Annotated in this window: 22 protein-coding genes; 8 read left to right on the forward strand and 14 right to left on the reverse strand. The window is 38.4% G+C overall.

The window, feature by feature from the left end; translation table 11 throughout:
• Positions 1 to 97: 97 nt before the first annotated feature.
• From NSQ62_RS14810 to NSQ62_RS14835, 6 genes are all read right to left on the reverse strand, one after another.
• Positions 98 to 271, reverse strand: a complete 174-nt coding sequence (locus tag NSQ62_RS14810; protein WP_341320906.1) for a YjfB family protein — start codon at positions 269 to 271, stop codon at positions 98 to 100.
• A gap of 138 nt (positions 272 to 409) precedes the next feature.
• Entirely contained in the window at positions 410 to 991 is a 582-nt protein-coding gene (gene yihA, locus NSQ62_RS14815) for a ribosome biogenesis GTP-binding protein YihA/YsxC (RefSeq protein ID WP_341320907.1), read from the reverse strand.
• A complete protein-coding gene (gene lon, locus NSQ62_RS14820) occupies positions 991 to 3,333 on the reverse strand; it encodes an endopeptidase La (RefSeq protein WP_341320908.1) in 2,343 nt (780 codons plus the stop codon). The genes yihA and lon overlap by 1 nt, the downstream gene beginning before the upstream one ends.
• Positions 3,334 to 3,485: 152 nt before the next feature.
• Positions 3,486 to 4,757, reverse strand: coding sequence for an ATP-dependent protease ATP-binding subunit ClpX (gene clpX / locus NSQ62_RS14825; protein ID WP_341320909.1), 1,272 nt, complete (start codon positions 4,755 to 4,757; stop codon positions 3,486 to 3,488).
• A 402-nt stretch (positions 4,758 to 5,159) separates the two neighbouring features.
• Positions 5,160 to 6,446, reverse strand: coding sequence for a trigger factor (tig, locus tag NSQ62_RS14830; RefSeq protein ID WP_341320910.1), 1,287 nt, complete (start codon positions 6,444 to 6,446; stop codon positions 5,160 to 5,162).
• Positions 6,447 to 6,553: 107 nt separating this feature from the next.
• Complete coding sequence (locus NSQ62_RS14835; protein WP_341320911.1) at positions 6,554 to 7,528, reverse strand: tetratricopeptide repeat protein; 975 nt, start codon at positions 7,526 to 7,528, stop codon at positions 6,554 to 6,556.
• Between the two features lie 242 nt (positions 7,529 to 7,770).
• Here NSQ62_RS14835 and NSQ62_RS14840 point away from each other — a divergent pair, with 242 nt between their 5' ends.
• From NSQ62_RS14840 to nspC, 4 genes are all read left to right on the forward strand, one after another.
• On the forward strand, positions 7,771 to 8,229 hold the full coding sequence (locus NSQ62_RS14840) for a hypothetical protein (RefSeq protein WP_341320912.1): 459 nt from the start codon (positions 7,771 to 7,773) through the stop codon (positions 8,227 to 8,229).
• Positions 8,230 to 8,390: 161 nt separating this feature from the next.
• Complete coding sequence (gene proC / locus NSQ62_RS14845; RefSeq protein WP_341320913.1) at positions 8,391 to 9,200, forward strand: pyrroline-5-carboxylate reductase; 810 nt, start codon at positions 8,391 to 8,393, stop codon at positions 9,198 to 9,200.
• Between the two features lie 233 nt (positions 9,201 to 9,433).
• Positions 9,434 to 10,669 (forward strand): saccharopine dehydrogenase family protein, encoded by a 1,236-nt coding sequence (locus NSQ62_RS14850; protein WP_341320914.1) that lies wholly within the window; start codon positions 9,434 to 9,436, stop codon positions 10,667 to 10,669.
• 32 nt (positions 10,670 to 10,701) lie between these two features.
• Entirely contained in the window at positions 10,702 to 11,862 is a 1,161-nt protein-coding gene (gene nspC / locus NSQ62_RS14855; protein WP_341323947.1) for a carboxynorspermidine decarboxylase, read from the forward strand.
• Positions 11,863 to 11,914: 52 nt separating this feature from the next.
• On the opposite strand, the gene NSQ62_RS14860 is transcribed toward nspC, so the two are convergent.
• The 3 genes from NSQ62_RS14860 to NSQ62_RS14870 form a co-directional block, all read right to left on the reverse strand.
• A complete protein-coding gene (locus tag NSQ62_RS14860; RefSeq protein ID WP_341320915.1) occupies positions 11,915 to 13,057 on the reverse strand; it encodes a hypothetical protein in 1,143 nt (380 codons plus the stop codon).
• Positions 13,044 to 13,541 (reverse strand): sigma-70 family RNA polymerase sigma factor, encoded by a 498-nt coding sequence (locus NSQ62_RS14865; RefSeq protein WP_341320916.1) that lies wholly within the window; start codon positions 13,539 to 13,541, stop codon positions 13,044 to 13,046. The genes NSQ62_RS14860 and NSQ62_RS14865 overlap by 14 nt, the downstream gene beginning before the upstream one ends.
• 323 nt (positions 13,542 to 13,864) lie before the next feature.
• The gene (locus NSQ62_RS14870) at positions 13,865 to 15,316 is read right to left on the reverse strand and encodes a YdiU family protein (RefSeq protein ID WP_341320917.1); all 1,452 of its coding nucleotides are present in this window, start codon (positions 15,314 to 15,316) and stop codon (positions 13,865 to 13,867) included.
• 210 nt (positions 15,317 to 15,526) lie between these two features.
• On the opposite strand from NSQ62_RS14870, the gene NSQ62_RS14875 reads away from it, so the two are divergent.
• Positions 15,527 to 16,117 (forward strand): biotin transporter BioY, encoded by a 591-nt coding sequence (locus NSQ62_RS14875; protein WP_341320918.1) that lies wholly within the window; start codon positions 15,527 to 15,529, stop codon positions 16,115 to 16,117.
• A 153-nt stretch (positions 16,118 to 16,270) separates the two neighbouring features.
• Positions 16,271 to 16,849: a TetR/AcrR family transcriptional regulator gene (locus NSQ62_RS14880; RefSeq protein WP_341320919.1), complete on the forward strand. Its 579-nt coding sequence runs from the start codon at positions 16,271 to 16,273 to the stop codon at positions 16,847 to 16,849.
• Positions 16,850 to 16,911: 62 nt separating this feature from the next.
• Here the strand turns inward: NSQ62_RS14880 and tatA are convergent, their stop codons facing one another.
• The 4 genes from tatA to tatC all read right to left on the reverse strand — a co-directional run bounded on the left by tatA (position 16,912) and on the right by tatC (position 20,529).
• Positions 16,912 to 17,091, reverse strand: a complete 180-nt coding sequence (gene tatA / locus NSQ62_RS14885) for a twin-arginine translocase TatA/TatE family subunit (protein ID WP_341320920.1) — start codon at positions 17,089 to 17,091, stop codon at positions 16,912 to 16,914.
• 15 nt (positions 17,092 to 17,106) lie between these two features.
• Positions 17,107 to 18,828, reverse strand: coding sequence for a GMC family oxidoreductase (locus NSQ62_RS14890; protein ID WP_341320921.1), 1,722 nt, complete (start codon positions 18,826 to 18,828; stop codon positions 17,107 to 17,109).
• Between the two features lie 20 nt (positions 18,829 to 18,848).
• Complete coding sequence (locus NSQ62_RS14895; protein ID WP_341320922.1) at positions 18,849 to 19,589, reverse strand: gluconate 2-dehydrogenase subunit 3 family protein; 741 nt, start codon at positions 19,587 to 19,589, stop codon at positions 18,849 to 18,851.
• Positions 19,590 to 19,794: 205 nt separating this feature from the next.
• The gene (tatC, locus tag NSQ62_RS14900; protein ID WP_341320923.1) at positions 19,795 to 20,529 is read right to left on the reverse strand and encodes a twin-arginine translocase subunit TatC; all 735 of its coding nucleotides are present in this window, start codon (positions 20,527 to 20,529) and stop codon (positions 19,795 to 19,797) included.
• Between the two features lie 128 nt (positions 20,530 to 20,657).
• Between tatC and NSQ62_RS14905 the strand changes: the two genes are divergently transcribed.
• The gene (locus tag NSQ62_RS14905; protein WP_341320924.1) at positions 20,658 to 20,909 is read left to right on the forward strand and encodes a hypothetical protein; all 252 of its coding nucleotides are present in this window, start codon (positions 20,658 to 20,660) and stop codon (positions 20,907 to 20,909) included.
• 226 nt (positions 20,910 to 21,135) lie between these two features.
• Positions 21,136 to 21,585, forward strand: coding sequence for a universal stress protein (locus tag NSQ62_RS14910; RefSeq protein WP_341320925.1), 450 nt, complete (start codon positions 21,136 to 21,138; stop codon positions 21,583 to 21,585).
• 50 nt (positions 21,586 to 21,635) lie between these two features.
• Here NSQ62_RS14910 and NSQ62_RS14915 read toward each other — a convergent pair whose 3' ends face one another.
• Entirely contained in the window at positions 21,636 to 24,815 is a 3,180-nt protein-coding gene (locus NSQ62_RS14915) for a DEAD/DEAH box helicase (RefSeq protein ID WP_341320926.1), read from the reverse strand.
• Positions 24,816 to 24,841: the final 26 nt, after the last annotated feature.

Consider the following 24,841-nt stretch of genomic DNA (forward strand, 5'->3'; position numbering starts at 1 on the left):
TTACTTTCCCCCTCTTATATTAATTCCCTGTAATAATTATATCAAAATGGATTGTAAAATAGTTCATTGAATACCATCCGTGGATTTGATTGTATATTTATATTGACACATCAATCGTGTGACCTAATGTTGGGTGTGGAGCATCTAAAATTTCAAGTAACTGTTCTGTAGATTGCTCTTGAAATTCCAACGTTTGTTTTGTAACAGCCAATGAAACGTTTTGCATTAATTCTGCCTGTTTCATCGACATTGCTAATGCTGCAATATCCATCTCTAGCACCTCCCTACACCTTTTATCGACAAATACGCATAAATATCAAGTATTTAATATAGATTTGAGAAGTCAATTGCTCATTTTTGCATATAAAAAAAGCAATCCCACCAAAAAAGTGAGATTGCTTTTTTCCACTTAAAAACGTCCTTCGATTTCAGCCCAAGCTTCTTCAAAACCAAGACCTTTTTCTGAAGAGAAGATTAATAACGGATCTTCTCGTTCCATTTGTAATACTTCGCGGACAATCTTTTTGTGTTTATCCCATTTACCTTTCGGGATTTTGTCTGCCTTTGTCGCAACAACGATTACTGGAATGTTGTAATGCTTTAAGAAATCATACATCATTTGGTCATCATTTGTTGGATTGTGGCGGATATCGATGATTAGCACAACTGCACGTAACTGCTCGCGGCCCATGAAGTACTTTTCAATCATTTTCCCCCATGCTGCGCGTTCAGATTTTGACACTTTCGCGTAACCATAGCCTGGTACGTCAACGAAATACAGCTGCTCTTCAATACGATAAAAGTTTAACTGTTGCGTTTTACCGGGCTTTGACGAAATACGTGCCATTGCTTTACGGCCAATCATACGATTAATGAACGAAGATTTGCCGACATTCGAACGCCCCGCTAACGCAAACTCAGGTAAACCGTCTTCTGGGAATTGTTCTTCTCGGACAAAACTTCCGATCATTTCTACGTTATGGACTTTCATTACTTCCTAAAACCTCCATCTAGTGCAATCGCTAATACTTCTTCAGCTTGCGACACTAGTTTAAATGTGAGCTGCTCACGAACTGTTTCTGGAATATCATCAATATCACGTTCATTGTCTTGCGGAATAATAATCGTTGTTAAGCCAGCGCGGTGAGCACTTAACGATTTTTCCTTTAAACCACCGATAGGTAAGACACGACCACGAAGCGTCACTTCACCTGTCATACCGACTTCGCGTTTAATCGCTTTGCCTGTAATCGCTGAAACGATTGCCGTTGTCATTGTAATACCTGCAGAAGGGCCATCCTTTGGTACAGCACCTTCTGGAACGTGAATATGAATGTCATGCTGCTCGAAATAATCGGCATCTAGTCCTAAATTGTTTGTTAACGTACGGACAAATGATAACGCGATTTGAGCAGATTCCTTCATCACATCGCCAAGCTTCCCTGTTAATACTAACTTTCCTTTACCAGGCGTTAACGAAACCTCAATTTGAAGTGTATCGCCACCAACCGTTGTGTACGCAAGACCTGTTGCGACCCCAACTTGGTTTTCCGTTTCGGCTTGACCGTAACGGAAGCGGTGTTTACCTAGCATATCAACTAAAATTTTTGATGAAACCGTTACTTTTTTCTTTTCATTAGAAACGATTTTCTTCGCCGCTTTACGACAAACTGTTGCAACTTGGCGCTCTAGGCCACGCACACCAGCTTCACGCGTATAATAACGAATTAAATCTGTAATTGCTTCATCTTTAATTAGTAATTGTGCTCTCTTTAAACCATGTTCCGTCATTTGCTTAGGAATTAAATGGTTTTTTGTAATTTCCACTTTCTCATACTCGGTATAGCCTGCGATATTAATCACTTCCATACGGTCAAGCAGAGGTGCTGGAATTGTACTTAAATCATTCGCTGTTGCAATGAATAATACGTCTTGTAAATTGTACGGCTCTTCGATGTAGTGATCGCTGAACGTATTGTTTTGCTCAGGATCTAACACTTCAAGCATTGCTGCTGATGGGTCGCCACGGAAGTCATTCGACATTTTATCGATTTCATCCAGTAAGAATACAGGATTTGTCGTCCCTGCTTTTTTCATTCCTTGAATAATACGACCCGGCATTGCACCAACATACGTACGGCGGTGACCACGGATTTCTGATTCATCACGCACACCACCAAGTGATACACGCACAAATTTACGGTCTAAGCTTTCGGCGATTGAACGCGCTAAGCTTGTTTTACCAACACCTGGAGGTCCTGCTAAACAAAGAATCGGTCCGCGTAAGTTATTCATTAATTGACGCACAGATAAATATTCTAACACTCGCTCTTTGACTTTTTCTAAGCCATCATGATCGCGGTTTAAAATCTCCTCTGCATACTCAATATCAATGCGGTCCTCTGTTTTTTCACTCCAAGGAATTGACACTAACCATTCTAGGTAGTTACGAATAACACCACTCTCAGCACTTGCTGCTGGCAGTTTTTCGTAACGATCCAGCTCTTTAAACGCAACCTTTTGTGTCGATTCCGGCATGCCTGCAGCTTCGATTTTTTTACGAAGCTCCGCAATTTCGCCCGTTTTACCGTCGCGATCGCCAAGCTCTGTTTGAATGGCTTTCATTTGCTCACGTAAATAGTATTCCTTTTGCGTGCGCTCCATCGCTTGTTTTACTTTTGAGCTGATTTTCTTTTCTAAGTTCAGAATTTCTTGCTCATCATGCAAGCGAATCATTAAATGATCTAAACGTTTTTTAATGTTTGTAATCGCTAATACTTCTTGTTTTTCACCGATTTTAAATGGTAAATGAGAAGTGATGACATCCGCTAAACGACCTGGTTGCTCAATGTCTAAAACTGATTCAATTGTTTCTGTCGTAATTTTGTTCGACGATTTTGCATATTTTTCGAAGTAGGTTAATACCGTACGCATTAATGCTTCTGTTTCAGAATCTTTATACGTTTCGTCCTCAAAAATCTCTAGGTCAGCAATTGTAAATTTATCTGATTCTTCATAGCTCAGCATTTTTGCTCGGTGTAAGCCCTCTACTAAAATGCGTAGTGTACCGTTTGGTAATTTTAGCATTTGCTTCACTTTTGCTAATGTACCCATTTCAAACAAGTCTGATTTTACCGGAGCTTCAACACGTAAATCTTTTTGTGTAACTAAAAAGATTGTGCTATCTCCTAACATTGCATGTTCTAGTGCAGCGATTGAACGCTCACGTCCCACATCAATATGTAAAACCATTGTGGGGTATACTAAAAGTCCTCTTAAAGGTAAAACTGGCATATTCGTTAATTTTTTCGTCACGCGGGTATTCACCTCCATCCGAATCTTTAAAAAAAACCCGCATTTGTAGTATGTGTCAGCTATTGATAAAATTTTCATCGCCAATATGTATTTTCTATTTGTAAGAAAAAGCTGACTTTGGACTTGTTTATGAAGTCTAAGTCAGCTACATCATTGGAAAACTTCAGCGATTATGCTGTTGTTTTTTCATTATCATCTTTTGTATAAACTGTACCGTCTTCTAATAATAGTTTTGGTTCAGCCTTGTCGCGAATTGTTTCTGCTGTGATGACACATTTTTTAATGTCTTCACGAGATGGTAATTCGAACATCACATCTAACATTGTCGCTTCGATGATTGAACGTAAGCCACGTGCACCTGTTTTACGCTCAATTGCTAATTTTGCAATTTCAACTAACGCATCAGGTTCGAACTCTAGTTCTACTTCATCAAGCTCTAACATTTTTTGATATTGTTTTGCTAATGCATTTTTCGGCTCTGTTAAGATTTGAACTAATGCATCAACATTTAATTGCTCTAATGTCGCTAAAACTGGTAAACGACCAATAAACTCTGGAATTAAACCGAATTTTAATAAGTCTTCAGGAATTAACTGAGCCATTAATGAACCGTCTTCCTCGTTCTCTTTGTTCGGGTTTGAGCCGAAGCCGATTACTTTTTCGCCTTGACGACGTTTAATAATAGATTCGATACCGTCAAATGCACCACCTACGATAAATAGGATGCTAGATGTATCAATTTGTAAAAATTCTTGGTGTGGATGCTTACGTCCGCCTTGTGGAGGAACGCTTGCTACTGTACCTTCTAGAATTTTAAGTAATGCTTGTTGTACACCTTCACCTGAAACATCGCGTGTAATCGATGGGTTTTCAGATTTACGTGCTACTTTATCGATTTCATCGATGTAAATAATCCCTTTTTCAGCGCGCTCGATATCATAATCGGCAGCTTGGATTAATTTTAATAAGATGTTTTCTACATCCTCACCAACGTAACCAGCTTCAGTTAAGCTTGTTGCATCTGCAATAGCAAATGGCACATTCAGAATACGTGCTAACGTTTGAGCAAGTAATGTTTTACCACTACCAGTAGGTCCTATTAATACGATGTTCGATTTTGCTAATTCTACGTCATCAATTTTTGAATTTGAATTAATGCGCTTGTAGTGATTATATACAGCAACCGCTAATGCTTTTTTTGCACGTTCTTGCCCGATTACGTATTCACCTAAAATATTTAAAATTTCTTTAGGCTTCGGAATATCTTGGAATTCAATTTCTTCTTCGATACCAAGTTCCTCTACTACGATCTCTGAACATAATTCGATACATTCATCACAAATATAAACACCTGGTCCTGCAACCAGCTTTCGAACTTGTTCTTGTGGCTTACCACAAAAAGAGCATTTTAAATTGCCTTTTTCATCATTAAATTTAAACAATTCGGTTCACCCCTATTCAAGCAACAATCTTACAAGATTCTATTCGTTTTATCAAATAAATTGACTGCACCTTGTTGCCTCGTTGTTATCAGTTATTATAGTTCAATATTGGAAAAATGCTAGATAAATAGAATAATTTTGCACTTTCATTATATTTACCATAATAAAAGAATAAAAATCACATGTATGTATTATTGCACATTTTTCTAGTATGTATAAACTTTAAACGCTTATGTGATAAAACAAGGTACGGAAAAAACCGTACCTTGTCATTCATTTCATCTGATTTAGTTCGATTCGCATTAGTAGATAGACGGTAGCCCAAATATGAACGCGATTAAACCGCTATTTATTCATTTCCATGGTAAATAAATAGTTTAATGAAATGGATTCATATTAAAATTAGTTAATTTTAGCGTTTTCTACTAATAACTCAACTGTTTTTTGAGTGCGGATATCATTCGCAAGGATTGATGTACCACCTAAAGCAGTTAAGATTTGGTCTTTGTTCATACCAAATTGAGTAGCCATTTTTTCGATTTCTGCATTGATTTCTTCTTCAGTAACTTCGATGCTTTCAGCTTGACCGATTGCTTCTAATACTAAAGATACTTTTACGCGGTTAGCAGCTTCTTCAGCCATTTGTGTACGTAATGCAGCTTCGTCTTGACCTGAGAATTGGTAGTAAAGGTCTAGATTCATACCTTGAGTTTGTAAACGTTGACCAAATTCTTGGATCATACGGTCAACTTCTGTGTTGATCATACCTTGTGGAATTTCAACTTCTGCATTTTCAGCAGCTTTTTCAACTAACTCATCGCGCAATGTTGCTTCTGCGTCAGCTTCTTTGTTAGCTTTTGTAGTTTCTGTTAATTTAGCTTTTAAAGCTTCAACCGTTTCAACTTCTGGGTCGATTTCTTTTGCGAACTCATCTGTTAATTCTGGTAAAACTTTCGTTTTAACTTCTTTAACTGTTACTACGAATTTCGCTTCTTTACCTGCTAATTCAGCAGCGTGGTATTCTTCTGGGAAAGTAACTGTTACGTCTTTAGTTTCGCCAGATTTAGTACCTACTAATTGCTCTTCGAAGCCTGGGATGAATGAACCAGAACCGATTTCAAGTGGGTAATCTTCACCTTTACCACCTTCGAATGCTTCTTCACCTACGAAACCTTCGAAATCGATTACAGCTGTATCGCCTTCAACGATCGCTTCATCTTCTTTAATTTCTAATTCTGCTTTTTTAGCTAATTGAGCGTCAATCATAGATTGGATCTCTTCATCAGTTACTTCAGCAGATTGTTTAGTTACTTCTAAACCTTTGTAATCGCCTAATTTTGGTTCTGGTTTCACTGTTACTGTTGCAGTGTAAGTGAAGTCAGTACCTTTAGCGAAGTTTTCAGTACCAGAAACTTCTGGGTAGTCAACTGGCTCGATACCAGCTTCGTCTAATGCTGTTGGGTAAGAACCGTTAATAACGATTTCTAAAGCATCTTGGTATAATGCTTCTACGCCATACATTTTTTCAAATACTGGACGAGGCATTTTCCCTTTACGGAAACCTGGTACGTTGATTTGTTTAACTACTTTTTTGAAAGCTTGGTCTAAAGCATTATCCACTTCTGTAGCTGGTACAGTAACTGTTAATAAGCCTTGATTACCTTCTTGTTTTTCCCATTTTACTGACATGTATATTACCTCCAAAGTTAACATTCGTTTGATTTACAAACTGTCATATATATTGTTTGACAACCATTTTAGTATAACATAGATGCACAATGTTTCAACTTTTTTCACTACCGTTGTAAATCCGACATATATTCTAATTTTTGTAAAAAATCAACAAATTCATGATTCGTCTCTGTTAATTCACCAAACATCATTTTCACAAATTCAACATAGCCTACCGCTACATCCTCATTATTATAACCAATCCATTCGAATGGGTACAGTACAATTGCATGTTTTGCTAGTAAATGCCCTAAAACTTCTAGCATTGATGGATGTCGTTCTAACATTTCCGTAATTTTTGCTGTAACAGCTTGAAATTGAGGGAGCTTTGTTGGGAGCTCAAGCTGTGAAGGGTTTACGGTAGCCATCTTTTCAAACTTCGTAATCGCAATGTCTACATTTACTTGCTGCTCTACTAATAAAATAAGAAGTAAGCTTTGAATGAATGGATGCACCGATTCTGTTTCAATAATGGTTTTAATTTCTTCTACTAATGGGCGGATATTTTTTTCTGTCATTTCGTGAATTTGTAATAATTGTTGCTGCACAGGCAAGCCTAAGAATTGCGTTGCTTCAAACACTTCATCATCTTCGATCTCAGCTTGCTCATAATATGCGTCTTGATTTTGTGCAATTTCTTCGTTTAAATTTTTTAACCGTTGAAACTTTTCAATTTCTTCTGGTGGAATAACCTCTTCCTCTAATAGAGACTGAATGATTTTTTCTACTTGTTTAAATTGGCGTAGTTGCATGCAAATGGTTAAATACAGTTCCATTACTTCAAAATACATACTAGGGCCCTTCGCAAGTATATCTTCACAAATCTCTTTTGCACGATCATAATTTTTCGCCTCATATAGCGAGTAGGCAAACACACTTAACGATAATTCGTCCCCCTCGTCTAACGTGAGTGCCTGTTCAAATAAGTCATTTGCCTCCTCAAAGCGATTTTCCTCTGCGAAAGCTTTCGCTTCATTAAACAGACGTTCAACCATACCAGGAAATAAAATGACCTTACGTTGTTCTTTTTTATTTTTCATCTCTATCAGCTCCATTAATGGCTTACATCCTTTAGTTCGCATAATACTATTTTACGCTAATATTTTTTTAAAATGCCATAAAAGTTCATAATTTTAACACTTGAAATAATTTACATCGTTTGAAAATTGTATATACTAAGAACCAAGTTAGATATTTTTTCCATCTTTTTTCGTGTTTACTAATTCATTATTCCCGTTCGATTCCATTAATAATCTAATTCATTTTAAAGGAGTGTTACTTTATGGTTGTACTTTCTCAAAACGTCTTATTAGATTTTAAGCCACGATTTGAAAAATCAGTAGAAAATTTACCGATTTCTGTTGTTAGCCGTAGTACAGCGATCGTCAACGATGCTGAGTATCCAGTGAAATTCGACTTCATTACTGAAACATTTGTCGATTACAAAAAGCAAGTAGTGACCACAAATATTATTCAAATTGATGGGACAATTCCAGGTACCATTAAAATCGGTGCGTTAATGGTTGTCCCACAACATATCAACATTACATGTGAATATGAAATTTTATCCATTACGAACAATGAATTAAAAGCGTTAGTACAGGATGAAAACCCCATGCTATTATATAGTAACTGGCTACTTGAAGCGATTGAAAATGAAACACTTGTGCTTGAAGTAAAAACAGATACTGGACAATATGTTGATTGGCCCGTTGGTATTAAAAATGCTTACTTCTTATAACCCCCTTTGCGATGCTAATTCGTTAGTATCGCTTTTTCTATTTTAAAATAATCTTCTAAAGGCAGGAATCACTATCATTTTGTTTTCTTTGTTGTCTATTGTATACTAATCGCTATGCACATTTTAGTAGATAGCTATGTTAGAAAGAAGGAAAACTTTACATGAAATATGGATTTATTGGGCTTGGAAATATGGCAAGTGCCATCATTCACGGGATGATTACGAGTGATCAATTTGCCCCTACAGATGTATACGGAATTAACCGTTCTTCGGAAAAGACAACAAAATTAGTAAATAAATATGCAATTCAAGCGGCTTCTTCAATCGAACAATTAATGCAGGAAGTTGACGTTATTATTATAGCAGTCAAACCTCAAATGTTTGAAGATGTCATACCTACGATTCAGCAGCACCTAACAGACAATCATGTAATTATTTCAATCGCAGCCGGTAAATCACTTGAGTATTTACATGATCAACTCGGTCAAAGCACACCAATTTTCCGTGTGATGCCGAATATTAATGCAACAATTGGTGCTTCAACAAGCTGCTTCTCTACCCTTTCGGCAACTGATTCACAAAAAGCACTTGTAGAGCAATTATTTTCAACAGTTGGAACGATTGTCGAACTACCTGAAAAACTATTCTCTATTTTTACGACGATTGGCTGTGCTTCGCCTGCATTTACTTATCTTTATATCGATTCTTTAGCACGTGCAGCAGTTCGCGAAGGAATGCCAAAAGATATGGCATTAGAAATTGCAGCAAGCTCTGTACTTGGAAGTGCCAAAATGGTGCTCGAATCCGATTCACATCCATGGGCGTTAATCGATCAGGTGTGCTCACCAGGCGGCACGACAATTCAAGGTGTCACATCACTTCAAGTCAACCATTTCGAAAGCACAATTTACGATGCAGTCGATGCTGTCACAAATAAAGATGCATTGCTTCAAAAACAAACAGCAAAATAATCGTTCACCTAGTGGTTCCACATCACTAGGTTTTTTTGACTTGTTTTTTTCATATATCATTACTATCAAATTCACAACACTTAAAGACAATGGGAAATAGTGAAATTTTTTCACAATTGATACATTCCTGAAAAAAATTAAAAAACACAATTGCTAACTTTCATACTATTTTATATAATCAATCTTGTTTCAGTGAAACAACAATAAAAAATGATTGGGAGCGTGACAAGAAATTGGGTAAAGCATTGATTATTGGAGCTGGCGGTGTCGCTAGCGTAGTGGTACATAAATGTGTACAAAACGCGGAAAGTTTCGAGGAGATTATGATCGCAAGCCGAACAAAATCTAAGTGCGATGCTTTGAAGGAAAAATTAGACGGTGGGAAAACGATTATTCACACAGCACAGGTGGATGCGGATAACACAGAAGAGCTAATTGACTTAATCAATGGATTTAAACCAGATGTGGTGATCAACGTAGCTTTACCATATCAAGACTTAACAATTATGGATGCATGTTTAGCAACTAAGACGCATTATATCGATACGGCGAACTATGAACCGTTAGAGACTGCGAAATTTGAATATAAATGGCAATGGGAATATAAAGAGCGCTTTGAAGAAGCTGGTATTACTGCGCTTCTAGGTTCTGGTTTCGATCCAGGTGTAACAGGCGTATTCACTGCGCATGCACAAAAGCATCACTTCGATGAAATTCATTATATCGATATCGTGGATGCAAACGGTGGCGACCACGGCCTTCCATTCGCAACAAACTTCAACCCGGAAATCAACATTCGCGAAATTACTGCGAACGGCCGTTTCTGGAAAGAAGGCGAATGGGTTGAAACAAAGCCTTTAGAGCACAAAATGGTCTACAACTTACCTGAAATTGGCGAAAAAGATTGCTACCTTCTCTACCATGAAGAATTAGAATCTTTAGCGAAAAATATTAAAGGATTAAAACAAATCCGCTTTTGGATGACATTTGGCGAGAAATATTTAACACATTTAAATGTTCTTGAAAACGTGGGCATGACGTCAATCGAGCCAATCGAATTCCAAGGCCAAATGATTCAACCAATCCAGTTCTTAAAAGCCGTTTTACCAGACCCAGCAACGTTAGGACCTCTTACAAAAGGGAAAACAAACATCGGCTGTATCGTACGCGGCTTAAAAGATGGCAAAGAAAAAACATATTACGTATACAACGTATGTGACCACCAAGAGTGCTACCGTGAAGTAGGCTCTCAAGCAATTTCTTACACAACAGGTGTACCAGCGATGATCGGGGCAATGCTTGTGATGAACGGCGAATGGCAAAAACCAGGCGTTTGGAACGTAGAAGACTTCAATCCAGACCCATTCATGGATGCGTTAAATAAATGGGGCTTACCATGGCAAGAAACTGAAAATCCTGAATTAGTAGACTTAGACTTTACGAGCCAAAACGTTGAGGTTAAAGCGTAATGGCGAGCGTGAAGGAGGATCATAAGCCTTTAATGACAGCTGCTCTTGAAAAAGAAACAGGCATTGACTGGCATACAGCACCCTCACCGGCCTTCGTTGTTGACGAACGCCTACTCGAGCGTAACTTAACACTCTTAAAATCAGTTCAAGATCGTACAGGTTGCGAAATTTTACTTGCGCTTAAAGGATTTTCAATGTGGTCTACATTCCCAATGGCTCGCAACTACTTAGCCGGGATTACATCGTCTTCTTTATTTGAAGCGCGCTTAGGCTTTGAGGAGTTCGGCAAGGAAGTACACGCCTATGCACCTGCATACGCGGAACACGAAATTGACGAATACTTAACGTATGTCGATCACATCGTCTTTAACTCATTTGACCAATTAAATAAGTACAAAGACAAAGTGCTAAATCACGAGAAAAACATTTCGATTGGTTTACGCGTGAACCCTGGTTATTCTGAGGTGGAAACACCACTTTATGACCCATGCTACATTAACTCACGCTTAGGCATTCCAGTGGAGTCATTCCGCCCGGATGAACTAGATGGTGTCGAAGGGATTCACTTCCATGCGATGTGTGAGCAAGGTGCTGATGTATTAGAACGTATTTTAGTTCATTTTGAAGAAAAATACGGCCAGTACTTACACCAAATGAAATGGGTGAACTTCGGTGGTGGCCATCATATTACAAAGCCTGGCTATGATGTCGAGCTACTTGTAAAACTTATTAATCGTATTCAAGAAACGTATGATGTGAAGGTCATTTTAGAGCCAGGTGAAGCAATTGCTTTAAATACGGGCTACTTAGTGGCTACTGTTCTTGATATCGTACACAACGGTATGGAGCTTGCGATTGTTGATTCTTCGGCAACATGCCATATGCCAGACACGTTAGAAATGCCGTACCGCGCGCATATTATCGGCTCAGGTGAAGCAAATGAAAAAGCCTACACATACCGTTTAGGTGGCATGACATGCTTAGCCGGTGACATTATCGGCGACTATTCGTTTGATGAACCATTAAAAGCGGGTGATAAGCTCGTGTTTACCGATATGGCGCACTACACAATGGTAAAAACGCATATGTTTAACGGTGTGAACTTACCAAGTATTTGTTCTTATAATGAAGAAGAAGGTATGAAAGTTATTCGTACGTTCCACTACGAGGATTATAAAGGGCGCTTGTCTTGAGAAAAGTGCTAAAGAAAAAGCAGAAACGCGTAATCATGCGTTTCTGCTTTTTTTAATTTAGCGGGGTATAAATAGGACGCCCAAACGATGGCTGCCAAATCCCTTGTTCATTTTTCGCCATTCCCGCCTTAGATGGAAGCCCATTTTCCCCTGTAAAGACGATCCAGCCTTTCGTGTCAGACTCTTGCTCAAACGTTGCATTCTCTATTCCATTAAAGTATCTTGCAATTGATAGACGATTCAGTTCAGGTGTAAACATCTGCTTCCGTACTGCTTTTGTTTTTTCATAGTATGCTTTCACTTCAAGTGTCTCTTTATTTTCTACAGTTGTATAAAGTGCTTCATACGTTTTAAAGTCTTGCTCGATGTCACTGAAGATAAACATTTTCACAATCGTAACAGGTGAAATATCACGTAACCGCTCTAAATCATAATCAGTTTTGAACGCCTCATATACCGCATGTTCTTCTGATGTTAACGTAAGTGCTAATTCATCTGGTGCATGAATGGCCGTCACTTTCCCGATTAATTGCGCTTCTTTAATCGTTAATAGTCCCTGCTTTTTTTCATCGTAATTGTTGTGGTAAACAACGAGCTCATCGTTCGCTGTTTTAATCGTTTCATTTGTAAACGGTGTAAACGTCACCCCCCACTCCTCAAAATAATATGGGTTTTTAAATGGATCCTGTTTTGTATCACCCACCATTTTCTCTCCAAGTCCGCGCACCTTTAACACCGTATTATTCACCCGAACTTGTCCCTCATCCATGGTAACCGTATTATTCGCTAGGCCAAAGAGGGTAGAAACAATGATTTTATTTTCTAGATAAAACATGACATAATCTCCATACGTAATTGGCGCCTCTTGCTCAACGACCAATGGAAACGTTCCAAACATCCATTGTTCACCAAGTAAATATGCATATGCATGTTCAATCACTTCTAACCCAGTTGCATCTTTAATGATTGGGAGTAGTGATTCCCCCTCACTTGCTGTGTGTACACTTTTTTGCGGTGCAAACTGCGCAAATAATATAATACTAAGTAAACAGCAAAGGGCAACTGACACCGAAATCACTTGCCAATTACGTTTTTTTTGCTTGGGCTTCGTCTCGAGTAACCGCTGTTTTAATTCATCTGTAAATGGAGCATCGTGCTGCAGTTCCTTTTGCAACTTTGATTTAAATTCCTTCATAAAAGAGCGCCTCCAGTTCCTGATCGTTTTTTAGTAATCCCCTCGCTCGACGAATTCGCGTTCGCACGGTGTTTTCTGACACTTGTAATAAATCCGCCATTTCAAACACACTAAATTCTTCGTAATAAAACAAAATCAGTACTTCTCGGTAATGCACGGGTAGTGCAAACACACATTCTTTTAACGTCGCTGTTTTTTCTGTTGCTAAATATGCCTGCTCACTGGACGGCTCACTTTTACGGATAGGTATCAGTTTAGATAAGAGGGCTTTTCTTTTTTGCTTACGTAATTCATCGTGACAGCAATTAATCGCAATCCGTGTTAAATACGTTTTTAGCGAAGCCTCACTGCGAAAATCCTCTTTATGTAACGTGAATTTCAATAAAACATCCTGCGTAATTTCCTCTGCAAGCTGACGATCTTTCACGTATAAATAGCTAAAATGATATAAATATTCGCCGTACTGCGCTACGATTTGTTCCACCGATTCCTCACCTCTTTTTCCTATTTTACAGCTTAGACGAATGATTTCTGAAAAATTGTTCAACTTTTTTCAAATAATAAAAAAACATGAAACAACCTGTTTAGGTCGTTCCATGTTTACTTTTTAAGCTCGTCATTCAGTTGAATATGAAACTTTAAACGTTTTCGTTCAACCGTTGCATGTGCCGAACCGCCAAGCGGCATCCTCTACGTCTTCAACAATTAACATCTTGACCAAATTCATCACTCCGCACTTATTTCTGCTTTTATGCTACTGGAAATTCCCATAAAAAACACCATAGCTTTATACTATGGTGTAAAAATTCAGGTCCCGCAGTAACTAACAAATGGTGGTGTGTCATCTGTTGGTGGGTTGGTAAATTTAGCATCTACTGGTGTATAAGGGTTTGTAACCGCCTGTAGCAACTGTAAAAAGAATGAAGGCTCCCCATCAACAAAATCGTTAATCGCTTGTTCCACCAGATGATTGCGCGGAATCACCACGGGGTTCACGGTTTTCATCAATTGTCTGGCCTCGTCAATGGTTGTCCCCTGATCCATTAAACGCGTATGCCACTGCTGCTCCCACTGCGTATATTCCTGTGATTGGAACAAGGCATTTGTAGGATTATGTCCGTCTGTTAGTGCTCGGAATGTATTAGTAAAGTCCGCCTCATACTGCTCCATGTGTTCAAGCAATTGCAAAATCAACTTTTCATCCTGTGGCTCCGTTGTCAGTAACCCCAGCTTGTCACGCATTTCACTAAAATAATACGCTTCAAAAATAGTTGGGAATTTTTCAACGACCGGCTGTGCAAGCTCGACTGCTTCCTCAACGGTTGCCGCGAGAATCGGTAATAAACTTTCGGCAAAACGCGTGAGGTTCCACAGTGCCATATTCGGTTGATTGCCATATGCATAGCGCCCTTTTTTATCAATCGAACTAAACACCGTAGCTGGGTCAAACGTATCCATAAACGCACATGGCCCGTAATCAATCGTTTCCCCGCTAATGGTCATATTATCGGTGTTCATCACTCCGTGAATAAAACCGACACTTTGCCATTTTGCGATGAGGGCAGCCTGGTTGTCTAATACCGCTTCTAATAAAGCAAGATAACGATTTTCCGCCTGCATGACTTTTGGATAATGACGTTCAATTGCATAATCCGCTAATTTACGTAAATCTTCTTTGTCCGTAAACGTTGCCGCATATTGAAACGTCCCAACACGTAAATGACTTTCGGCAACACGTGTCAGCACAGCACCTTCTAACGCCTGTTCACGTATAATCGCCTCACCCGTTGAGGTAACCGCTAGGCTACGTGTCGTTGGGATATGAAGTGCATGCATCGCTTCACTAATAATAAATTCTCGTATCATTGGACCAAGTGCAGCACGTCCATCGCCACCTCGTGAATACGGGGTGCGTCCAGAGCCTTTCAGCTGTATATCTACACGTTCGCCAGTTGATAGTATATGCTCGCCTAGTAGTAACGCACGTCCATCACCGAGCTTGCCAAAATGCCCAAATTGATGTCCCGCGTAGGCTTGTGCAATATTTGCTGCCCCTTCGAGCTGGGCATTCCCCGCTAAAAACGCTGCACCATTCTGTAATAGCGCGTCTGCATTAAGTTCTAACTGTTCTGCTAATGTGCGATTTAAAATTGCAATCGATGGATTTTCTACTGTATCTAGGTCTACCTTTGTATAAAAACTTTCAGGTAAAGATGTATAGCTCGTCTCGAACTGAAATCCAAATTGCTGCTTTTCCATAAAAATGTCACCCCATTCTTTCTTACGTTTATTATAGCCATGTCATGTAAAACAAACCAAAGGAAAAAGCTTTATCAAGCAAAAGTTACAGTTCATATAATCCACATAAATTTTAGTTAACCCCACAAAAAAACAAGTTGACATATAACTATTACACATCTATCATTTAAGTTAACTTAAATAAAAATCCAGTTAACAAAGGAGTTCATTATGCAATCCATTTCTTCAGCACGTAGTTTTAAAACAGTCGATTTCATTTATTGTGCGCTATTTGCAACGCTAATGATGATTGGCGCTAACATTACATCATTTGTTCCATTTTTAGTAATTGGCGGTGTACCAATTACTTTACAAAGCTTTTTCGCGATTTTAGCTGGCCTTGTGCTAGGTAGTAAAAAGGGAGCGATTGCTTGTACAGTGTATATGTGTATTGGGCTTGCCGGTGCTCCTGTGTTTTCTAAGTTTACTGGCGGATTTTCAGCTCTGTTATTTCCGACATTCGGCTTTATTATCACCTTTATTTTAAGTGCGTATGTTGCAGGTAAAATTGTCGAGCACTACAAAACGAAAAAATCTTACATCTTCGCCGCATTGATTGCGCTAGCAATTAATTATATACTCGGCACTACTTGGCTTTACATAGCCTATACGTTATGGGCTGCCGCGCCAGAAGGATTTACTTACGCAATGGCATGGCTATGGATGCTACCACCTATGCCAAAAGATCTTGCATTAGCAATTTTTGCTGGTATTTTTGGTTATCGTATACAAAAAATACTCAAAATATTACCATTAAAGTAGATTTCTATCTAAATATTCATTAAATTAATCTATTATTTTTGTGATTTTTTTAATAAAAATCCATTTTAATTGAGATATTTTTCAATTTATTTACGCTATTATCCGTATTTTTTAAAATTCATACTATTGTTATAATTTTATAAGGTGATTAATTTGGACGAACGTCGTATTAGAAGAACTAAAAATGCCTTAAAAATACATTTTATTGCACTTGTTAAACAAAAGGGCTATCCAGCTGTAACCGTTACAGATATTGTCGAGCAAGCGGATTATAACCGTAGTACGTTTTATGCCTATTATTTAGACAAAGAGGATCTTGCCAATCAATTATTAGAAGAAATGATGCTGTTGCTTGAAGAGTCTTTCCGAAAACCTTTTGAGCAATCAAAAATCGTGCAATATGAACACATTGAAAATCGTGCGCAAAATACATTTTTCCAGCATATTTTCGAATACCGTCATTTTTACGAATTACTAATGGTCGCACAAACCATTCCTAATCTAAAGGATCGGTTTTTAGAACAATTTACAAATATGTTTTCTAATATCCATTACTTAGATGCATCAAAAAACATTATTACCATTAAGCGTTACAATACCTATAAAATGTACGGTTCTTATGGCATAATATTAGACTGGATTAAAAATGGTTGCACCGAAAGCCCTGTGCAGCTTTCTGAAAATATGCTAACTATTTTTCAAACCAATTCCAATTCATTTCGATTTATTTAAAAAGGTAGGAATCAAAAGTGCATTTTGATTCCTACCTTTTCTATATTATATATAAGAAACTATTATTTTTCGTCTTTTTTTGTAGGCTCGATATCTTCAACTAGTTCTTTCGTAGATGTTTTAAATTCGCGTAACGTTTCACCAACCGCGCGTCCTAATTGAGGTAATTTTGCAGGGCCAAATAAAATTAACGCTAAAATTAAAATAATAATTAAGCCTGATACACCTATACTTTGAAACATGTGCATACACTCCTTTTATTTTGGTTCGACTAATAAGCCGCCCTCTTTTAAATATTGAATCATACCTTCTGCCGCACGATATGTTAGTGCAGCCATTGTCGGTGTTGGATTTGTTGGTCCAAAATGTGGGAATGCCGAGGCGCCGCATACGAATAGGTTTTCATAATCCCACATTTGCAAATAATTATTGACTGCAGACTCTGCTGGATTTGACCCCATAATTGCTCCACCTGCATCATGCTGGAATGTAAAGCGACCACCGAAATGCTCAGCCATTGGGTGTGCAACGACTGAAGTAGCGCCCATTGTTTCTAATAATTCCACACATTTTCCCGATAAAAATTCTTGGCGTTTAAAGTCCATTTCGTCATAGTCAAATGTCACACGTAGTAAGGCATCGCCATTCTCATCTTTATACATTGGATCTAAACTTAAATAGTTTTCTTTGTATGGTAAAAAGGCACGCTGAGATACAACCGATAATGTACGGTGATAATAATGCAATGATTTTTCTTTAAACTCTTTACCCCAGCTTGGTGTTCCTGGTGGCACTGGATTGTTGGCAATTGGTTCATTCCCCATTAAATGCATTTCAATTTGTCCACCATGGATGAAGTCTAGTCCTGAATGGTCAAAATTGTCAGCATTAAAGTCATTGTAGGCAGAACCCCATGCACCTGTTCCGATAAAGCTATTAAATTTCTTGTCATCAAAATAGCCTGTTGCTCCTAAAATTGTATGGTGATCTGTATAGTTACGACCAATAATTCCTTTACCTGTAGCTGGATTATATGGTTCACCGATATTTGATAATAGTAATAAACGAACATTATTGAAAATATAGCTTGTCAGTGCAACAACATCTGCCGGCTGATCAAATTCCTCACCCGTACGTACATCACGGTAACGAACACCTGTCACTTTTTTACCGTCCGTTAAAATACGCGTTACGAGTGAATGCGTACGTAATTCAAACTTGCCTGTTTTTTGTGCTGTTGGAATAACCGTGACGATTGGGTCAGATTTTGCGCCGTATTCACAGCCATAGTTCCCACAAAATGCACAATATTGACAAGCATTTAACTGCTCTCCATCTGGATTTATATAGTTTTCTGTAACATTCCCTGTAGGTACACGGTATGGATGACAGCCTAATTTTTCAGCTGCTTCGTGGAATAGCTTCATTGCTGGTGCCATTTTTAAGGGTGGTGTTGGATAAGGTGCCGAACGCGGGCCCGCTAAAGGATCCTCTTCCCCTGAAATACCGGCCATTTGCTCGAATTTCGTATAGTACGGTTCGATTTCGTCGTACGTTATACCCCAGTCTTGTAATAGCATATTTTTGGGGATTTTACCTTCTCCGTAACGTTCCACAGTTTTCGAACGGATTTCAAAATCATATGGGAAATAGCGATACGTTTGCGCACCCCAGTGAGCACCACCACCGCCTGTACCAGTACCAAGTACAAGTGCACCTTCATCACGCACTGGTTTTGCGACTTGGTCGGCTGTATTTCGGAATGTTAACGTATCCTTTGTCAGTTTTTGCATTAACTCTTTACGAATATTATATTTTAACTCATCGTGTCCCATTAAATAATCTTCTACCGAGCGCTCTTCTCCGCGCTCTATGCCGACAACATGATAACCCGCCTTTGATAATTCAGCAGCGACAATACCACCTGTCCAGCCCATACCTGTTGTAACAACATCTACTTTTGGTAAAACGGTAACCATTGTTTCCCCTCCAACAATACTTAGTGTTTATGTCCGCCTACTGAAATCGGCTCTATTTTTAAAAATTCTTCTTCTTCTGCATATGCTAAATACGACATTTGAGCACCAGGAAACTCTTTCATTCTCCAGCCTGCCATATTTTTATTGCCGCCATATAGTGGATCGCAGAAACAGCCCTGTAATGTAGTAGCACGTAGTAATGTGAAGAACATTTGAGATGGTACTAAATTCATTTTTACTTCGCCAGCTTCGAATTTTTGTAAAATCGCAATGCGCTGTTCCTCGTTTAATGTATTAAAATTAGCACCATGCTCGCTTTTAGCTACGTCGTTTAATGCTCGCGCTCCCGTTATAAAAATTTCACCATTATTTAACGCTACTTCTCCAGGTTGGAATGGTGCTTTACGATAATCGTCCGCATTCATTCCCCAAGGTCCAGCAAGCTGTTTGTCTAAAAAATATGGCGCCCCAAGTGTAACGGCACCTGGGCCATGTTCGTCTTCTGGATAAATAACATCCATAGCAGCTGAAATCGCTTCGAAATCCGTTTTGCGACGGAAAAATTGTAAGGCTTCAGTAAAATCTACGTGATGTCCACTATCCGTTGTTATTGTTGCAGGAGCTTCAACTTCATTGCGTTTTGTAAATAATGAACCGATTGAGCCACCTAATACAAGGCCGCCTACCGTTAAACCTGAATTTTTTAAAAAGCTACGTCGTGATGATTTTTTTTCTAATAAGTTCTCTTTGTTGTCACTCATACTATATCCTCCCATTTACCGACTCTAAAATGAAATGATTCCCTTATTACCGTAAACTTTCCAAAAAAAGTTCACAACCATTAAATTCTCTTCAAACGTATGAAGAGCCAACACTTTTTGATCATTTGTTGGATAATACAACAAATCAATAGAATATGTACGATTATAAAAAATAAAGGGTAGCTATGAGCTACCCTTTATCTGATCATGCTATTTTTTTCTTATATTCCTTACGCTCGATATAAACAGCTACCGTGATACTTAATTCAAACAATAGTAACATTGGTACAATAATTAAAAAATCTGATAGAAAGTCTGGCGGTGTGATCGATACACCAATAACTACTAATGCAATATAAGCAAGTTTTCTCGACTTTTTCAATAACGCTGAACTCAATAATCCGATTTTAGTTAAAAAACCAATCACCACAGGCATTTCAAAGATAAGTGCCACTGGAATTAAAATCCCGAATAAAAATGAAAAATATTGTTTCATACCATACGTTTCTGTTGCACCAATCGAATCATTAATCGTTTGCATAAAGCCCATCATTAAAGGAAAAATGATGGTATACGCAAAGGTAATACCGAATACGAACAGTAAAAAGGCAATAGGAATATAAATAAAGGTTCCTTTACGTTCATTACGATTCAACCCTGGTTTCATAAACTGCCATGCCTCATACATAGCAACGGGCAATGTTAAACCTATCCCAACGATGAGTGCACATTGCAAATAAATAATAATACCATCTGTGTAATTAAATAAATTCCATGAAACGCCAGTAGCCACTTCATGTGATTTTAATTCATTTAAAATTTGTGGTGAAAAATAAAAGCCAATGCCAAGTGTGATGACAAACACAGCGAGCGTGACAACCAAGCGTTTTCGTAATTCAGTTAAATGTTCAATAAGTGTATATTCTTCCAATTTTCTCACCTCTATCCAACAGTTCATAAAGCAATTATTGATTATAGACTAAAAAAAAAATTTTGTGAACCTGAAAAATATATGCTATTATTTGTAACCAGCATTGTAAATTCATTTCTAAAAAGGAGGAAATTCCTATGACTCATCAAAATGAAGGTGAAATTAAATCGGTCTTTCAAATTTTATTAGCCATTTTTATTAGCTTTGTTTTGCTTCGATTTTTAGCTGTATTTGCTGTCAATTATTCATTTATCGCGGCACTTGGTGTCATCATTGGCGCAAGTATTATGTACTTTAGTTTCCGTAAATCCAATGAATTTGATTTATTTGTTGCGATAACTTGTTTATTAGCCATTCCTTATTCAATTTTATTTAGTTTCGTGATTTAACTATCAGATTCTAACGTTTAAAATGTATATCAAAAAAGCATCATTTTTCATAAGCTCGAAAAATGATGCACTCCATTATTCTCTTCTAGCTCTTCCCTACCGCTCATACTAACTGCAGTTATTTTGCTGTATTTACTACAGGATTTTTTGAAATTTCAATAGCTTTAATTTTCCAATTCCCATTTCTTTGTTATAATTATGAAGAATACTAAAGGAGGAATTTCCTGTGTCGAATAATTATCAAAATATAGTCGTTGCCGTTGACGGCTCCACATTATCTGATTATGCCTTTAAAAAAGCGATTGACGTAGCCAAACGCAATGTGGGCTCTACGTTACATATTATCCATGTCATTGATACAAGCGTTGCCACATCATTTGATATGCTGTATGACAATATGGTTGAGCTCATTCGTCAACATGCCGAAGTGTTATTAAGTGGCTGTGAAACACAAGCAAAGGATGCAGGTCTTGACAACATCCAGACGATTCTAACAAAAGGTGTACCGAAGCAAGTGTTATCAAAAAAATTACATGAGCATGTACAAGCCGACTTAATCATTTGTGGTGCAACAGGGGTTAACGCTGTAGAACAAATTTTCATTGGCTCTAACACAGATGCGATTGTACGCCATGCAAAGTGTGACGTATTAGTCGTTCGCACACCTGAACAATAATTAATAAAAGTCTTAAATAGAGGGTATGAGGATTTTTCCTCATACCCTTTTTAAATCATTAAGATTTCCCTGATATCCTGCTCTGTTAATGTGGCTGGCTGCTCGGTATCTAAAATATCCGCAATCAGCGTCTTTTTCCTATGCTGCAATTGATTCATTTTTTCTTCAATCGTCCCACGGGCAATGAGTTTAATCACTTGTACGACATGCTTTTGCCCCATTCGATGCGCGCGATCAGCCGCCTGCTCTTCTACTGCCGGGTTCCACCATAAGTCATATAAAATAACCGTATCCGCTCCGGTTAAATTCAGCCCTGTGCCACCTGCTTTTAACGAAATTAAAAACAGATCACTTTCCCCTTCATTAAAGGCATTGCATAACTGAACTCGTTCCTCTGATGGCGTTTGACCGTCTAAGTAAAAGTAAAACTCCCCGCGCTTTGTGAGCTCCGTTCCAATGAGCTTTAGCATTTGTGTAAACTGTGAAAAAATGAGTACACGACGCCCTGAATTTTTCGCTTCCTGTAAAATACGAAGCAACTGCTCAAACTTCGCCGAGCTGCCCTTATAATCCTCCACAAATAATGCCGGATGACAGCAAATTTGGCGTAGTCTCGTAATCCCTGCTAAAATACGAATTTTATTTTGCTGGAAGGTCTCTTTATCTAAATGCTTCATCGTATCTTCACGCAGTTTCGCTAAAAACGCCGCGTACAAAGCCTTTTGCTCTGGTAGTAGCTCACTAAAATCAAGCGTTTCTTCCTTACCTGGTAGCTCTAGTAACACATCTTCCTTCATACGACGCAGTAAAAACGGACGCACGCGACGCGCTATATCCTTACGTTGCATATGTTTAAATTCCTCAAGCGCGCCAAATAGCTGCGGGAATATGACACGGTAAATCGACCACAGCTCAGCAAGGGAATTTTCAATCGGTGTACCGGTCAAGCCAAAGCGATTCGTTGCCCTGATTTTTTTCACCGTACGTGCCGTTTGGGTTAACGGATTTTTAAAGGCCTGTGCCTCATCAAAAAATACCGTATGGAAATGCTGACGCTCATAAAATGTACTATCGCGGCGCAATAATGGATACGTGGTAATGACAACATCATGCGTATCGAGTTGCGTGAGTAATTCACGGCGCTCTTTTGTAGAACCATCGACAATAATGGCTTCGATTTCCGGTGCAAACTTTATCATTTCATACAACCAATTATACGCTAATGAGGATGGACAAACGATTAACACCGGCTGTTTATTTGCTCGAATGATTTCGAGTTCTGACACGATATAGGCAATACTTTGAATGGTTTTTCCTAGTCCCATATCATCTGCAAGTACGCCACCAAAGCCGTAATTCGCTAGTAGCTTCAACCAAGAATAGCCGTGCTTTTGATAATCACGTAACACGGGCTCTAAACTTTCTGGTACATCAAATGCTAGTACTTCTGGCTGTAAGAGTTGCTGGGTAAATAATTGAAACGACTCTTCTGCTTCAAATATTTCGCTCTGCTCAAACTGCTCTAAAAATGGAAGCCCCTCTAAAATCGGCATATTAAATGTGAGTTCGTATTCTTCATCCTGCGTGGGAATCGCTCGTAAAAAGCGTGCGATTTCTTCCATCTCATGTGTTTCAAGTGATAATAAGGCACCATTTGCAAGACGATAAAATTTTTGCTTAATCGTTAAGCCGGTTAGAATTTCTTTAATTTGTTTATTCGTCACGCCGTCCATCTCAAATTTAAATTCTAACCAATTCGTGCGCTCATGCTGCACGTTAACACGAATTTTCGGAAAGTTATTTTCTTTTGCAATGCGTAATTTTACCGAATTAGTCGTATAGATTTGCGCAAGTTTTTGTAGGTTTGGCAACGTATGATACAAAAATTGATACTCCAGCTCATCATTTTGCATATAATAGCCACCTTCTGTTTTCGTAAACCCACTCTCATCCATCACCTGCAAAATCGCCGCTTCCTTTTCGAAATCACGCAGTATTAAGATGTCATCAGCAATCGACTTGTCTTCTAGCGGCTGGATAAAAAATTGACCGTAATGAAATTCAAGGCCAGCAAGTAAACGGTTATTTACTCGGTCTAAATACAGCTTGGCTTGCAGTGGAATCGTCATTTGTTCTTTTGTAATGTCTTTGGCAATTTCTACATGTCCTATTTTCTTTAACTTCGGTACGATGACATCTAAAAAGTGATGTAACTGCTTTTCTTCAATAACGAATTGTGGTTGTTTTGCAAAAAGTTGCTGTAAATCCTTCACCTGCTTCGTGCTTTGCGTTGACAAGGTGTACAGCTTATTTTCCATCAGTAATGCGTGATAACTTTCAAATAATAGGGCGTTTTCTAAGTTAGGAATGCGCATGACATACTGATGATCTAGCTTTTCTACATAAAATGCTAAGGGAGACGGCGCCTCCTTATAGTGAAAGCGATGAAACAGCTCACGATTCGATTGCACAACGACCTCCTGCTCTTTAGCTAGCTGTGGCGCAAGCTTTTGCCAGGCAGATGGCGGTATAAACAGCATCTCCTCAAATAAATGAAAGGCATCCTCTTTAAGTGCGGCATCTACATAAAGTGCTTCGTCTTGAATAATTTCTGTCAGTTGCTGCAAAACTTTATTTTGGTTCGCTTCAAAACAATGCGCACTCTGGTCATATGTAAATTGAGGTGCAATTTTGTATGCTTTAGCCTTTGACACCGCTTGTAAAAATGGTCGAATCGAACGAATTGGAATATCTTCAACCTTTAGACGCATCGTAAATAATCGTTCGTTTTTCGTCAGTTCCATCGGTGTTAAGACAAATTGCAACGCTAATGTTTCGCGATGTTCAAAATGACGCTGATAGCCACTTCCGTGCGTTTGCTGCTCGTCAAAAATCGAGAATAATTCATTATTAATTCCAACCTGCTCTTGATGTTGCCATTCCTTTTGCTGTTTTTGTTGCATCGCGATGAGCACTGCCGCTACGTGCTGACACTTTTTTGTAAACTGAATGAGACGTTCACAGCTACAGCTCGTTTGAATATCTTTTGTGCTAGTTGTATTTTGTATGCGTACCTGAAAGTCTTCTGTACTTTTTACAATGGCTGTAAGCTGATGCTCATCCATTTCTGTAATCATTACTTTTCCCGTTTGATAAAAGGTTTGCCCCTTTTTATAAGAGACAGTGCCGCATAGCTCTTTCATTTGTTTTTCTGTTATGTTGCTGTCCATGCTCATCCCCTCCTACTCATTCCCTC

Origin of the sequence: Solibacillus sp. FSL H8-0523 (assembly GCF_038051985.1) — a bacterium.
Taxonomy (GTDB): domain Bacteria; phylum Bacillota; class Bacilli; order Bacillales_A; family Planococcaceae; genus Solibacillus.

What these genes read in the sequence shown, in the direction of transcription:
- NSQ62_RS14810 (WP_341320906.1), bottom strand. Translation starts at nt 271, where the DNA reads ATGGATATTGCAGCATTAGCAATGTCGATGAAACAGGCAGAATTAATG.
- yihA (WP_341320907.1), bottom strand. Translation starts at nt 991, where the DNA reads ATGAAAGTCCATAACGTAGAAATGATCGGAAGTTTTGTCCGAGAAGAA.
- lon (WP_341320908.1), bottom strand. Translation starts at nt 3,333, where the DNA reads ATGGAGGTGAATACCCGCGTGACGAAAAAATTAACGAATATGCCAGTT.
- tig (WP_341320910.1), bottom strand. Translation starts at nt 6,446, where the DNA reads ATGTCAGTAAAATGGGAAAAACAAGAAGGTAATCAAGGCTTATTAACA.
- NSQ62_RS14835 (WP_341320911.1), bottom strand. Translation starts at nt 7,528, where the DNA reads ATGAAAAATAAAAAAGAACAACGTAAGGTCATTTTATTTCCTGGTATG.
- NSQ62_RS14840 (WP_341320912.1), top strand. Translation starts at nt 7,771, where the DNA reads ATGGTTGTACTTTCTCAAAACGTCTTATTAGATTTTAAGCCACGATTT.
- proC (WP_341320913.1), top strand. Translation starts at nt 8,391, where the DNA reads ATGAAATATGGATTTATTGGGCTTGGAAATATGGCAAGTGCCATCATT.
- nspC (WP_341323947.1), top strand. Translation starts at nt 10,702, where the DNA reads ATGACAGCTGCTCTTGAAAAAGAAACAGGCATTGACTGGCATACAGCA.
- NSQ62_RS14860 (WP_341320915.1), bottom strand. Translation starts at nt 13,057, where the DNA reads ATGAAGGAATTTAAATCAAAGTTGCAAAAGGAACTGCAGCACGATGCT.
- NSQ62_RS14870 (WP_341320917.1), bottom strand. Translation starts at nt 15,316, where the DNA reads ATGGAAAAGCAGCAATTTGGATTTCAGTTCGAGACGAGCTATACATCT.
- NSQ62_RS14875 (WP_341320918.1), top strand. Translation starts at nt 15,527, where the DNA reads ATGCAATCCATTTCTTCAGCACGTAGTTTTAAAACAGTCGATTTCATT.
- tatA (WP_341320920.1), bottom strand. Translation starts at nt 17,091, where the DNA reads ATGTTTCAAAGTATAGGTGTATCAGGCTTAATTATTATTTTAATTTTA.
- NSQ62_RS14890 (WP_341320921.1), bottom strand. Translation starts at nt 18,828, where the DNA reads ATGGTTACCGTTTTACCAAAAGTAGATGTTGTTACAACAGGTATGGGC.
- NSQ62_RS14895 (WP_341320922.1), bottom strand. Translation starts at nt 19,589, where the DNA reads ATGAGTGACAACAAAGAGAACTTATTAGAAAAAAAATCATCACGACGT.
- NSQ62_RS14905 (WP_341320924.1), top strand. Translation starts at nt 20,658, where the DNA reads ATGACTCATCAAAATGAAGGTGAAATTAAATCGGTCTTTCAAATTTTA.
- NSQ62_RS14915 (WP_341320926.1), bottom strand. Translation starts at nt 24,815, where the DNA reads ATGGACAGCAACATAACAGAAAAACAAATGAAAGAGCTATGCGGCACT.